At 33.0% G+C, this 12,509-nt stretch carries 12 protein-coding genes; 4 read left to right on the top strand and 8 right to left on the bottom strand.

The annotated features are described in order from the left end of the window. Positions 1 to 96 precede the first annotated feature (96 nt). The 5 genes from Q1A01_RS13270 to Q1A01_RS13250 form a co-directional block, all read right to left on the bottom strand. Positions 97 to 852: a LytTR family DNA-binding domain-containing protein gene (locus Q1A01_RS13270; RefSeq protein ID WP_299681566.1), complete on the bottom strand. Its 756-nt coding sequence runs from the start codon at positions 850 to 852 to the stop codon at positions 97 to 99. Then, complete coding sequence (locus tag Q1A01_RS13265; protein ID WP_299681563.1) at positions 849 to 1,847, bottom strand: sensor histidine kinase; 999 nt, start codon at positions 1,845 to 1,847, stop codon at positions 849 to 851. Before Q1A01_RS13265 ends, Q1A01_RS13270 begins: the two co-directional genes overlap by 4 nt. 169 nt (positions 1,848 to 2,016) lie before the next feature. Beyond that, positions 2,017 to 2,511 (bottom strand): hypothetical protein, encoded by a 495-nt coding sequence (locus tag Q1A01_RS13260; protein WP_299681560.1) that lies wholly within the window; start codon positions 2,509 to 2,511, stop codon positions 2,017 to 2,019. A gap of 239 nt (positions 2,512 to 2,750) precedes the next feature. After that, positions 2,751 to 5,987 (bottom strand): VIT domain-containing protein, encoded by a 3,237-nt coding sequence (locus tag Q1A01_RS13255; RefSeq protein WP_299681557.1) that lies wholly within the window; start codon positions 5,985 to 5,987, stop codon positions 2,751 to 2,753. Between the two features lie 137 nt (positions 5,988 to 6,124). After that, positions 6,125 to 6,670 carry a hypothetical protein gene (locus tag Q1A01_RS13250; RefSeq protein WP_299681554.1) on the bottom strand — a complete coding sequence of 182 codons (546 nt, stop codon included), beginning with the start codon at positions 6,668 to 6,670 and terminating at the stop codon, positions 6,125 to 6,127. Between the two features lie 204 nt (positions 6,671 to 6,874). On the opposite strand from Q1A01_RS13250, the gene Q1A01_RS13245 reads away from it, so the two are divergent. Both Q1A01_RS13245 and Q1A01_RS13240 read left to right on the top strand, forming a co-directional pair. After that, the gene (locus Q1A01_RS13245; RefSeq protein ID WP_299681552.1) at positions 6,875 to 7,972 is read left to right on the top strand and encodes a hypothetical protein; all 1,098 of its coding nucleotides are present in this window, start codon (positions 6,875 to 6,877) and stop codon (positions 7,970 to 7,972) included. Between the two features lie 59 nt (positions 7,973 to 8,031). Next, positions 8,032 to 9,036: a hypothetical protein gene (locus Q1A01_RS13240; RefSeq protein ID WP_299681549.1), complete on the top strand. Its 1,005-nt coding sequence runs from the start codon at positions 8,032 to 8,034 to the stop codon at positions 9,034 to 9,036. A gap of 19 nt (positions 9,037 to 9,055) precedes the next feature. Here the strand turns inward: Q1A01_RS13240 and Q1A01_RS13235 are convergent, their stop codons facing one another. From Q1A01_RS13235 to Q1A01_RS13225, 3 genes are all read right to left on the bottom strand, one after another. Further along, positions 9,056 to 10,195 (bottom strand): serine hydrolase, encoded by a 1,140-nt coding sequence (locus Q1A01_RS13235; protein WP_299681547.1) that lies wholly within the window; start codon positions 10,193 to 10,195, stop codon positions 9,056 to 9,058. A gap of 63 nt (positions 10,196 to 10,258) precedes the next feature. Further along, entirely contained in the window at positions 10,259 to 11,062 is an 804-nt protein-coding gene (locus Q1A01_RS13230) for an AraC family transcriptional regulator (RefSeq protein WP_299681544.1), read from the bottom strand. A 156-nt stretch (positions 11,063 to 11,218) separates the two neighbouring features. Further along, complete coding sequence (locus tag Q1A01_RS13225) at positions 11,219 to 11,413, bottom strand: bacteriocin (protein ID WP_299681541.1); 195 nt, start codon at positions 11,411 to 11,413, stop codon at positions 11,219 to 11,221. Positions 11,414 to 11,698: 285 nt separating this feature from the next. On the opposite strand from Q1A01_RS13225, the gene Q1A01_RS13220 reads away from it, so the two are divergent. Further along, complete coding sequence (locus Q1A01_RS13220; protein ID WP_299681538.1) at positions 11,699 to 11,881, top strand: hypothetical protein; 183 nt, start codon at positions 11,699 to 11,701, stop codon at positions 11,879 to 11,881. A gap of 89 nt (positions 11,882 to 11,970) precedes the next feature. Next, positions 11,971 to 12,507, top strand: a complete 537-nt coding sequence (locus Q1A01_RS13215; RefSeq protein WP_299681535.1) for a hypothetical protein — start codon at positions 11,971 to 11,973, stop codon at positions 12,505 to 12,507. The last annotated feature ends 2 nt before the right edge of the window (positions 12,508 to 12,509 follow it).

The following is a 12,509-nucleotide window of genomic DNA, read 5'->3' as shown; positions in this document are numbered from 1 at the left end:
TGATTCATACTTCAAAAATCAATAAATACATATCCCTAGGAAAGCAAGAATAGGTGAATCGGGTTAAAATTAAGATAAACGAGAACAATGTACATCTTATCGGTCTAACCAAAGTCTAAAATTTGCAGTCGTTCCAGAGCTTGTCATGACTTTTTCTTTAATACCTTTCATACGCAACAACAACCTATTTTTAAAATGACTTTCCATTTCTAGGATGTATGGTAATTGTATGACTTGACTTCTATTAATTCTGAAAAACTGATGTGGATCTATAGTTGCATAAATAGTACCAATATTTTGAGAATATAAATGAGTATTACCTTCACAATCTATAAGTTTACAAAAATCTCCTTCTGCTTGAATTAAAGCAATATTGGCACTTTCTAAAAGATGCAATCCCTTTTTACTTTTAATAACAAAGCGTTTTTTATACGTGGTAGCTGTAGTTGGAATAGAAGATTTTATATCACGATACACTTGAGGGGTTATGGATTTGTCAAACAAGGACAAATACTTGTCAAATGACTGAATTACATCTTCTTGATTATAAGGTTTTAAAATATAGGAGATTCCATTGGCCTTAAAAGCTTCTAATAGATAGGTATCATATGCAGAACAGAAAATGATGGGCGTCGTAATTGTTAATTTTTCATAGACTTCAAAAGAGAGACCATCTAATAACTGTATATCAGAAAAGATAATCGTATAGTTTTGTGTTTCTAAAAAATGCTGCATCTCTGTAATCGATCTAGCCCAATCATACGTGAAATTTCCTTTTAAGTGATGCGATATATGCATGCGCAACTTCTCAAAAGCTGGAATCTCGTCTTCAATGATTAGAATATGCATCATTCTTTAGTAGTTAAATTTACAAGTGGTAAACTCACTTCAAAATGCGTAGTAGTTTCTGTTACTAAAACAGTCTTTCCAACTAATAGTTCATAACGTTCTTTTAAATTTTTGAGTCCTGTACCCATAGATTCAATAGTGTTCTTTACTTTACTACTTTTAGAGTTTGTGAGAGTGATCGTATCTTCTGTAATAATAAGGTATGTATGAATAGATGTATCATGTAAAACGTTATTATGTTTTACGACATTCTCTATAACCGTTTGCAGCGCTCCTGATGGTATATACGCTTTCATACTTCTATGCGCTGTATGAGTTTTTTTGTCAGGATGTTGCTTAAAAGCATACTCCTCCTCTATTTTAAATGTATAGGCATTTCCATATCTAGTTCCTATTAAATAGAAATAATCTCGTGCCATTGCTAACTCATCTTCCAGAGGAACAATATCATCTTCTCTCGTCTTGATAAAATAACGATATAATGATGATAGACGCGCAATATATGTCTTTGCTTTCTGAGTATCTGAATCTATAAGTGCATCTACCGTATTTAAATTATTAAATAAGAAATGCGGACTTAACTGAGATCGGAGTAACTTTAGTTCTGCATCTTTTTGTTGTTCTTTTATAACTGCAAGTGAGGTTTGATTTTCGAAATATTTCTTAATCATAATCATTAAAAAGGGCGCCGCAAGATCTGCAGAAGAATAATAAAAACTATGTATGATAATATATCCTGTAGATGGCAAATCACTCCATGTTCGACCAGAACCTAAATAATCACGCAATAAGTCAACAAATCCTGTAATTGTAAGTGCAGCGACACTAAATAGTAAAAAAAGTATATATTGTTGCCTTTCTACAAAAAACTTTTGTGCAATCCAACGTATAAGAAATATAGCTGCAAGTGTTTTAAGTACAATAATAGGTACATCAAACAGAATTTGATGTAGTGTATAGTTTTCTGTATAAAACTTTAACGTTAACCAGATCACCATAAAAATAGTGAAGAAAGCGAGAAGCTTATAATCCGATTTATTAAACTTGAGCGAAATCACCCTCTAAAAATAAGACTCTATTTTTCATTTTACGATATACCTACTTTAGTAAAACGATAAATAGGGTTAAAAAAACGTTCAATATGTATTATTACTCTATAGCATATGGTTAATTTCTAGTATCAAAAATGCCTGTATACCAAATTTCAATACCATCACTACTTGTTATTTTGAGTTTAGGCTTTTCTCCAAAAGCAATTTCATTTATAAATGAATAACGTATCCCGTCAATCATCCCTTGATAGGATGCTGTCATTTTTTGTCCATTATTGTCTACTACAGCATAATAATTTGTGACATTAAAATCTTTATTTAAACGTATTTTTTCTCCAACTCCTTTATACCATACCACCTCATCAAATTGTCCTTTATCTCCTCTTACATATAAAATACCTGCTGCAAAATCATTAGTGCTTTTATTTGAAGAAAGCATTTTACGAATAGCAAAACCAAATTGCCCTATTTCCATGGCTTTTTTTTGGGCTTCAAATTTTGCTTTTTTCTTTTCGAGTTTAATTTCTTTTCTAGACTTCTTTTCTTGAGCAACACTCGTGTTTATAAAAAAGAGTGCCATACATAGCAAGAGTATATATTTCTTCATCATATAAGGTTCGGTTAGTTATACTCATAAAAATATCTAATTTCTATATACTACTAGTAAATACCTATAAATAGTTACTTGTATCATAATAAAATTATAGTATTCTTTCAACTTTGTATATGTATGTATACGCTTTCGCGAAAGCGAACTTGTGAGACCTGCCTGCCATTAGGCAGGTTCATGACCACAGAGAGAGCTAAATAATAAAGCGTGTACCTTCTTTAGTACATAACACAATTTTCTCAAAACGAAAGCTTGGCAATAATTTGTTGATTATCTGCTTTGGTAAGACGTAATAACTGTGTCTCTTTAGTTTCTTTATTCGTTCCGTAATACTTAAATATAGTTACTTTCATAAATGTTGGATTCTCTACTTTCTGATATCGATCTCCATAATAGCGAACTTTAATAAAGTAATCACCCTTGATAGCGTTTTCTACGGTGTACTCTTCTGGACCAAACCCTTCTGTCATATCCTGAGACATCCTCCCTCCTATCTGCGTTTTATTGTGACTGTAATAACACTCTTCAAGATTAGGATCTATAATATGTAAATCGATATCGGTATCATTATGATTCCAATCTACTACCACCCGAACATCCATAGGATTCATATCTTTAAGGCTTTTAGGAACACTATCTATGATAAGATCATTTTTATATTCGTCTACCAAATGTTTAATTTCATTTTTAGCAATGGTTTTAACACCTTCAAAAATGCGTCGTTGGTTATTCTTATAAATACTTCCATCTACAATAGAGATTAATAGATCTAATGCTTCTTGACATTTTCCAATAGTCTCATAAGCTAGTGCTAAATCTCTATACGATTGGGAATCTTCAGGGCGTAACTCTAGAATACGTTCAAAGATATAAGCTGCGATATCATGAGCTTCTTCTAATTGCATTTGGTAGCCAAATACTTTTAAAAGTTCATAATTATCGCCATCCATTTCTGGAATATTAGATACAATTCGTCTAGCATATACATGATGATTAAATGTATGTTTAAAGAAGTTTGCCACATCTATAAAATAAGCAGGCTCTTTTTGATATGAAGTACGTTGTATCTGATAATACTCATACGCTCTTTCTACATTTTTAATCTCTCGTAACTCATTCAGATATGAAGTGCTAATCTTACGATCTTTTACCATAAGTTTTCCTCTATACTTAGTATACGTAGGTCTTACTATAGGATCTGGCGTTACACTAGGAGTCTGACCATTCCCAGAAAGTCTAAAAGCTATTGGTAAACTATAAATAACACTGACTTTTTTACCACGTTGTTCCCCTGGAGTCATTCTAGGAAGAAGTGCAATGACTCTTTTAGCTTCTTCTTCTAAAATAGGGCTGGCACTACGTGCTTTCACATCTTCAATAATACCTTCTTCATTTATGGTAAATTGAGTCATAATTCTAATAGTACCTGAAAGTTGTCTTGGATCATTTTCGGCAACAGATATATCAAAATTTTCATGTACAAATGCACTAACCTTTTGACTCATGCAATCTTTCTTATTAGTCGCATCTTCACAACCAGGATATTGAGGTATTTGTTCTACTACCATAAAAGGTATACCCTCAGTAAAAGTTTCTACATCTAACGTTGTAGTTTCAATTTTTGATTCTTCTAACAATAGTACTTCGTCAATGATCTCTTCTTCTTCCATTATTTCTATAATCTCAGGTGCCGAAGGTGATGATAAATCAATACCAAATGCATCTTCTGATTCTATAATACCATCTTCCAAAGGCAAATCATTAGCAGAAGTATTGCTCGTTCTTCTTTGAGATGCACTTCGATTATCAGCAGCAGCTACTTCTACAGCTTCAACATTCTTTTTTTGTGAAAGAATTCGGTTGTATTCTTCTAACAGCTCTTCGGGTGGTGTAATTTTATAACGTACATAATCTCTCACATCTTCTAGTACAATAAGAGAGGTATAATCTGTTACTAATTGATAGGTAGTCCCTAGTGTTGTAATGGCTTCTTTATTCTCTTTTACGTTTTGTGACAATGTTTGGAGCTTTTCTTTTGCCCAAAGGTGTTTTACGATATCGCTTTTCGCGAAAGCGTTAGAAACAACAATCTCAACTTCTTGAGTCACTGTACCATCATATCCAAATTGTAACGTAATACAATCTCCATTTTTGAGGTTTTTCCCAGCCATTGAAAAATCATTTGTCACTGCTTGCGGTCTATTGGGATAGATTTCTGCTTCTGTATTTGTTGTGGTATACCCTAAGAATTGAAAAGATTCCTCAGTAAGTGTTGCTACTCCTTCATTTGTATCTGAATCTATAAGATTGATATATCCGCCGTGTGTTGTAGTTGCTAGTTGGCGCAAAGCCTGATGATTTGCTTTTACTACACTATTTACAGTAAATACAGGTGTGTTACTATATACATTAAATGTGCTCAAGGTGTGCATCCCATCCGTAAACAATAAGATAGCATCTCCTTTCAATTGCTTGTCGGTTAATATTGAATAATCTGTTCCACCATCATATACTATGTTTTCTAACGTATTTTTGAGAGCAGTCCATTGTCTATTTTTCACGACATAACTCTCCATAGATCTAATCGTATTACTGTATGTAATAAGAGTTACTTCTACCTCTGAAAGTTTGTTGAAATATGCATCTAAAAGTTCGACTTCTTTTTTAAAGTCTCTCCCTTTCATACTCAAAGAAGCGTCCCATAACAACGTAATCTTTTTAAGATTCTTTCTAGTGCGTTTCTTATGGGTTATTGTTGTGTATGCATAGAAATACGCTGCTGTTTGCAATTGTTTCAGTGCTGTTTCTTCTATAGGAATTTGAATACGTATAGGTGTATCAGGTTTATAGTTGTCTTTATGTACGGTAGTCGTAAAATTTTGTTTCCAAGGTGTAAACCCTAATCCATTAATAGTACCCTTTGCTACAATAGGTTTTGTCTTTTGATCAAAAACGGTAATTTTTAGATCAAAGTTTTCTAATTCATTTTGAAAGGCTAATGGTAAATCATAGTAATGGTTTCCTTCTGTAAGTTTTAGTTCTTGCTCATAGGCTAATACAATACGTTTATACCCTTTTGCTGGAATAGGATAAATACGTGCTTTATAATTATTGCCTGTTCCTTTTTCTAATAATGCAGGGTCTACACGTCTACGTACAACAGCTTCAAAAGCAACACGTCCTAATTCTTTATCTACAACAACAGCTTCTCTTAGTTTTCCATTGACATCTAATGCAAAACGAGATACGGAAAACCCATCTCCTAAAGGAAAATCTAAACTACCTTCTAAGACAGCATTGGTAGGATTATAAAATTGCATGTCATAGGTAGTTGTGGCAATATTACCCGTCACAACAACGTCTATATCTAAAGATGAAAGGCCTAGCGGTTTATTATTTACAGTAACAACAGGAATTTTTTGAGCATAAGAAATGGAGTAAAGACATAACAGTCCTAAGAGAATCGCTTTTTTCATAATTGATGGTTTTAAAAATAAAGCTTTGGATGGTTGCGGTCTCTAAATCAAGTACTATGCCATTCGTATATTTTTTTAAAAAATTGAAGATAAAATAAGCATCCTAATTCCTAGAATAATATTGGTATAACAATTTACTATTTTACGGCTACTGCCCATTTCGTCTTAAAATGACTTGTTTCCATTTTCAGAAGTTGTTCTTCTATTTGTTCATCAGTCATTCCTGCTTCTTTCATATATGAAACCGTACGTTCGTCTCGTAACATTTTTTGTCTGAGTACACCAGTAGTTCCCACAACAGCAACCCAACCATGCGGTTTATTGTTCACAAGGAATATAGAGGGGTCTTGATCAAATTCAGGTTGTACAGCAGAAGAACCTTGTCCATATATAGATGGAATTTGAGCAAACAAATGTCCTTGATGTATGGACATAAAACCAGCATCAGACCAATGTTCCAAGACATAGGTACTTTCATCTGTTGGATTTTGTAATTCCATTTCCCAACCTACGCGTACAGGGTTTCCGCTTTGTACCAATGCTATTAATTCTTGTAAATCTCCTGATAATTTGTTTCCATCTCTATCAGCTTCATAAATAACTTCATAAGCGCTTTCTGTAGAAATTTGCGCTTGAGACATACTAAAACATAGTGCTAATGCGTAGTAAATAACTTTTTTCATGATGTGGTTTTTAGTTGGAGCGAAAATATTTAACACAAACCAAGCCTCCTGCCAATGTTATGATAAATAAGTCTCAAGTATTTGTTAAATCCGTAGTATGAAGAATTCATATTACCCAAACCCATGTAAAGCCTATAAACACTTAACATTTCTTTCACTATACTACTGAGGGTTTTTAAGTATTTTTATACTAAAATCACCAAAATGAGAAAGACACTTCTTACAATCGTATTAGCAGTACTATGCACTCCTTTATTTGCAAACACTTCGCTTACTGATGGGTTTATTACTGGAAACCCTGAAATAGGGACTATAAACGCAATGACGTTTGGTCCAGAAAACATTCTATTCATAGGTGATAGCCAAGGTGCTCAAATTGTTGCTATTGATATGAGTACGGCTCCAAAAGCGACCAATGAGAAATTAAACATTCCAGATGTGGAACTCCTTTTAAGTGAACTATTAGGAGCTGATAGCGACCAATTACAAATTATAGATATGGTTGTAAATCCTGCAAATCAGAATATTTACATCGGCGCGCAACATAGTTCTGGTAAATCAGTACTCTTTGTTGTCAATAATAATTCACTAGAAATGGTACCTCTACAGTCCGTTTCCTATACGGCAACTGATGTTTCCAATGCGGTTACCGCTGAGGCAAAGGACAGACGTGGAAGATCACTCCGTAAATGGGCTATTTCTGATTTAAAATATGCAAACGGACACGTAATGGTATCTGGGTTAAGTAATGCTGAATTTGCTTCTACATTTCGATCTATACCATTTCCTTTTACACAACAACAAGACGCAAGCTCGTTAGAGATTTATCACGCTGCTCACGGAAAATATGAAACAGCATCTCCTATAAAAGCATTTACAACGACACAAATCAATAATGAATCACATCTTATTGCAAGTTACACATGTACTCCTTTAGTGGTGTTTCCGTTAAGTGAATTAAAATCAGGAGCCCATACAAAAGGTCGTACTGTTGCTGAATTAGGAAACTGGAATACTCCTTTAGATATTATCGAAATGGAAAAAGAAGGTGCTCGCTATATCTTAATGGCAAATACAAATAGAGCCTTAATGAAAATTAAAGTAGCCGATATTGAATCGTTTGGAAATTCATTAACAACTCGAGTTACTGAACGTGCCGACACTGCTGGTGTTGACTTTATCAATCTTCCATTTGTAAATGTGCAACAACTAGATAAACTGAATGATACAGAATTTGTATTTATTCAACGAGAAGCCTCTGGTAAATTAGCATTAAAAACAAGTAGTAACCGTTGGTTATAAGTTATTTATATATAAGAAGAAGTGTCATTAGCATACTTCTTATACTACTAGCCTTGGAGATGAATGCACAATCTCCAAGGTTTTCTTTTGCGAGTGATACCCTAACGCTAAAAAAAGCTAACGGTTCAAAAAAAACACCATTTACGGTTTATAAAGGGGCATATACTACTATTGACCAAACGATCCATAAAAAAGCAATCCTAGGAGAGTATACGCAAAATGAGACTACTATAAACTTTATTCCATTGCTTCCTTTTCAAAAAAATAGTGATTATACAGTAATTTATGGTAATGAAGTCTTTCCTTTTACAATAGCGCTAAATCCGTCGTATAAAAAACTAGCGATAACTACTTTATATCCAAATACTGATACAGTACCATCCAACTTTTTAAAATGGTATGTACAATTTTCAAAACCCATAAACCCTACAAAAGTATACGACCATATTACACTAATCAATAATCGAGATGGAACCGAAGTAGATCGCGCATTACTCCCGCTTGAAACACCTTTAGTCTCAGATGACGGAACCTTACTTACATTATGGATTGAACCTGGACGTCAAAAAAGAGATTTGGGTCCTAATAAACGTCTCGGAGAAGTACTTATCCCAAATGAATCCTACACACTATTAATTGACAAAAACCTAAAAGATCGTCAAGGAATTCCCATGGAAATGGATTTTAAACATTCTTTTACGATCAGTAATGCTGATCGTAAAAAACCATCTATTACATCTTGGGAGCTACAGCCTCCTCTAGCAAATACAAAAGATCTACTAGTCATAACTTATAAAGAATCTTTAGACTATGGAAGCCTTCAAAACAACTTGCAGATTATAACTGCATCTGGTAATATTATAGCTGGTGACTTTACTATTCTTTCAAATCAAAATAGCATTTTATTCAAACCTTTAAACGTTTGGAATAAAGAAACTTACATCTTAAAATGTAAACCTATTATTGAAGACTTATCTGGTAACAACTTAGAGCGATTATTCGACCAAGATGTTACTACCAAAAAGATGGCTCCTATCCTAGAACGTTCTTTTCGTGTAGAGTAAAACTAAATACATAAAATCATTATTGCTGCTCAGCTAGCCATTGTATATAATTTATAACTTTTTGTAAGGCACCATTACTTTCATCATTGGTATGATTAATAGCTATAGAACAATTGTATGCAGGGAAATGTATAAATAGTGTGCCCCAAAATCCTGAATGCATATAAGCTTCTATGTCTGATTTTTTTCCTTTAATATAACCAAAACCTAGACGATACTCCGTCAGTGGATCTCCAGAAAATTCAGATTTTAAAAGCATTACCGGTAATGTCTCTTGTTTTTCATAGACTTTACCTGAAAATAATGCTTGCAAGAATACTGCTAAATCTCTTGTAGTAGACTGCAATCCTCCACCACCATATAAATCTACAGAGTTATCCCAATCTGATGCATCTAGAGTTTCCATATATCTCCTTACTGATGTTGGCAATCCATCAGGACGGTCTTCTAAAGATTCTAACCATGTAGAAGTCATCCCAAGTGTATCAAATTTTAATAATTCCCGTATACCTTCCGCTAGTCCTTTGTTTGTTTGTTTTTCTATAATTTCTCCTAACAAAACATAGCCTGTATCGCTATAATGATAGTTTTCTCCTGGAGCTCCTTTCGGCTCACCGTGATCCATCGCCCATTGTATTTGTTCGGTACGCGTCCAGCGTTTATAAGGATCTTTAGCTGCTTCGGTGATATAATCCATATTTCCTTCGGCATAATCAAAAAGACCGCTCGTATGTGTCATACATTGTTTTATAGTAATATGAGAGGGTGTGTATCCTCCTTTTTCTAAAATGGCAATATGCTCCTTAGAAATATAATTTGTAATCGGATCGTCTATAGACACGAGTCCTTTTTCGCGTAAGCGTAAAATACTTGTAGCTACAAAAGTTTTTGTTAAACTTGCGATTCGAAAAGGTTGATCAGGAGTAAGTACATGATTTTTTGTCATACTATCATATCCCGATGCGCCTGAAAAATCAATACCTAATTGAGGAGAAATCACCGTAAGGGATACGCCAGTAACAGTTGCATCTGTAGATTGTACTTCTTCTTCTAAAATACGAGTAAGGATTTCTTCATGAGAACCTGTATAGTTTACAGCATCTTTTTGACTTTTGCAGCTTAAAAGACATAGTACTAAGCCAAATACATAATATTTCATTGTCATTCTATTATTTTTTTACAAAGATGATGCTTTCGCGAAAGCTACCATTGTAAAAATTCGTCATGAATACTTTGGTCGGACTTGTATAAAGGCTGGAGTTTTCAATAATTGTGCAGGTGTAAACGAAGTATACCGTTTAATTTCTTTGATAAAATGACTCTGATCATAGTACCCATATGCATCTATATAATGCTGCCAATCTGCATTTTGAGTAGTATACAGTTCACGTACCGCTTGTTTATAGCGTTGCAATGATTGGAATTTTTTAGGAGTCAATCCCGTATCCCTTTTAAAATGACGTTCTAAAGTCGAATAAGAATATTTTGTAGCTTCCATAATCGTTTTAAGATCACAGGTCGCACTTATTTCTTGTGCCATTTCTATAACAAAGCCTTCGCGTTCCTTTTTATAATGCGTAACCAACCATTGGTCTAACTCGTCTGCTATTTCTGTTGCTGTAAGGGTTTGTAAGTGTGTTTTAAATTGCTCTATTTGAGAGTCAAACACATCGTCTGTATATGCAATAGAATCTCTCATGATTGCATCTGAATCAAGATTTAAAAAGGGTTTTAAAGAAGAAAGGCCTCTAGACTTAAATTTAATAATAATGCAGGAGGTAAGATGTGTCAAATCCATCACTACTTCTTTATGAATAAAGCTAAATAGCTGACTTTTATTAGACTTGATACGTTTTCCCATATAATCTATCGTATAATACCCATCCAATACGATGATCATATCTGGTGTAATACCAGGATATGCATATAACTGGTTATTTCCAAAAGACAACTGTGTAATATCCTCTACAATCCAATAGTGGTCGATGTGACGTTGCAGTTCTGGAATTTGAGGTTCAAATAACATAGACATTCATTAAGTATACTAAGATAGACGCTTTTTATTGTTTTTTGTGACATTTTATGTATTAAAACTAATTCTTATTAATCTTTCTAAAAAACAAAAGACTATACAAATAATATATAGCCTTTTATTACTATGTATAGTATACTAAGGTTCTTTTTAAGCATTAGGAATCGTACTACCACCTCCAGAAATACAAAGATTCATCGCACGTAAATCACCAGCACTAGAATTTGATACTGCACTCCAAATAATTTGTCCAACCATCCAGCAATGAACCATTCCGCCTCCCGTAACTGTACTTAGCTCTTTTTTTGTTAGAACATCTCCTAAATTTTGCACATTTTTTAACATAATAGTATATTTTTAAAATTAATAACACATTAATATACAGACATTTAACTTTAAAATTTATATCGTTTCGTAAGTGTACAAAGCGATTGAGTAAGTGTATCTGTTAGTATCGTATTATGAAACGCTTATTAATCATATAATACTAATTATCAATATTTTACATTAACACATTCTATATTCATGAATCTCGATATATCCACCAGTAAGACACGATCGGACGTAACCATCTGTAAATCAAATATTTTAACCTTAGTATACACTGTTTAATTTTTAAAATATACTATTATGAGAAAAAAGAATCTGAATGAATTAAAATTTAAAAAAGAGATAATTTCTAAACTCGCTATTGGAACTATCATAGGAGGAGGAGGATCATCCTCAGATCCAGAAGAACTTCCTCAATCATTTAATGAAGAAGAATGCTATTGGTCTAAAGGCAATGCTGATGCATCAAATGCATTTTGTTAATCATGTATTGAAATTGCATAGTTAAAAATGTATTCAGATAAGGTATTTAAAAATACCTTATCTGTTTTAAAAACTTAAAAAGAAATAAAATGGGTATTCGTATAATTTCTAAACAAGGTTTTGATTTTCAAATAGGAATTTTAGTTTCCGAAATGGAATATATTAGAAATGATACTTATTGGTTATTAAAAGAACAAGGCCTCACCATGAGAGGTTTAGATTTTAATTTTGATGACTATAGTAATAGTATTGGAACCTTATTATTACATATTGCTAGTCATGAGTTTAAGTTTCAATTAAATCATTTTTATAAAAGAAATATAACAAAAGAGGAATTCAAAGTGTATGGTAATGCTATGCCGTCTATGATGGATAAGCGACTTGTATTTGGAAATAATTTAGATTTCTATTTGGAAGAACTAGAATCAATTAGAAAAAATACGTTGTCTTATTTAAAAAATCTAAACGATGAATGGCTATTTAAAGAAATAATTCGTGCTAATGGCAAAAATATGGGGAATTATTATTATCATTTAAGACACATCATAGATGATGAGATTAATCATCAAGGACAAATAAAAATTACTCTAAAAAGATTAAAAGAAAAGAAAAATCTAATTACATAAAA

Source organism: uncultured Dokdonia sp., from assembly GCF_947492815.1.
GTDB lineage: Bacteria > Bacteroidota > Bacteroidia > Flavobacteriales > Flavobacteriaceae > Dokdonia.
Note: the sequence above shows the minus strand (reverse complement) of the source record. Positions and strands in the feature narration are given on the sequence as shown.

Bases quoted from the DNA above. Each gene is read 5' to 3' on its own strand.
- Q1A01_RS13220 (WP_299681538.1), top strand. From the start codon at position 11,699: ATGAGAAAAAAGAATCTGAATGAATTAAAATTTAAAAAAGAGATAATT.
- Q1A01_RS13250 (WP_299681554.1), bottom strand. From the start codon at position 6,670: ATGAAAAAAGTTATTTACTACGCATTAGCACTATGTTTTAGTATGTCT.
- Q1A01_RS13255 (WP_299681557.1), bottom strand. From the start codon at position 5,987: ATGAAAAAAGCGATTCTCTTAGGACTGTTATGTCTTTACTCCATTTCT.
- Q1A01_RS13230 (WP_299681544.1), bottom strand. From the start codon at position 11,062: ATGTTATTTGAACCTCAAATTCCAGAACTGCAACGTCACATCGACCAC.
- Q1A01_RS13265 (WP_299681563.1), bottom strand. From the start codon at position 1,847: ATGGTGATCTGGTTAACGTTAAAGTTTTATACAGAAAACTATACACTA.
- Q1A01_RS13225 (WP_299681541.1), bottom strand. From the start codon at position 11,413: ATGTTAAAAAATGTGCAAAATTTAGGAGATGTTCTAACAAAAAAAGAG.
- Q1A01_RS13215 (WP_299681535.1), top strand. From the start codon at position 11,971: ATGGGTATTCGTATAATTTCTAAACAAGGTTTTGATTTTCAAATAGGA.
- Q1A01_RS13270 (WP_299681566.1), bottom strand. From the start codon at position 852: ATGATGCATATTCTAATCATTGAAGACGAGATTCCAGCTTTTGAGAAG.
- Q1A01_RS13260 (WP_299681560.1), bottom strand. From the start codon at position 2,511: ATGATGAAGAAATATATACTCTTGCTATGTATGGCACTCTTTTTTATA.
- Q1A01_RS13240 (WP_299681549.1), top strand. From the start codon at position 8,032: ATGAATGCACAATCTCCAAGGTTTTCTTTTGCGAGTGATACCCTAACG.
- Q1A01_RS13235 (WP_299681547.1), bottom strand. From the start codon at position 10,195: ATGAAATATTATGTATTTGGCTTAGTACTATGTCTTTTAAGCTGCAAA.
- Q1A01_RS13245 (WP_299681552.1), top strand. From the start codon at position 6,875: ATGAGAAAGACACTTCTTACAATCGTATTAGCAGTACTATGCACTCCT.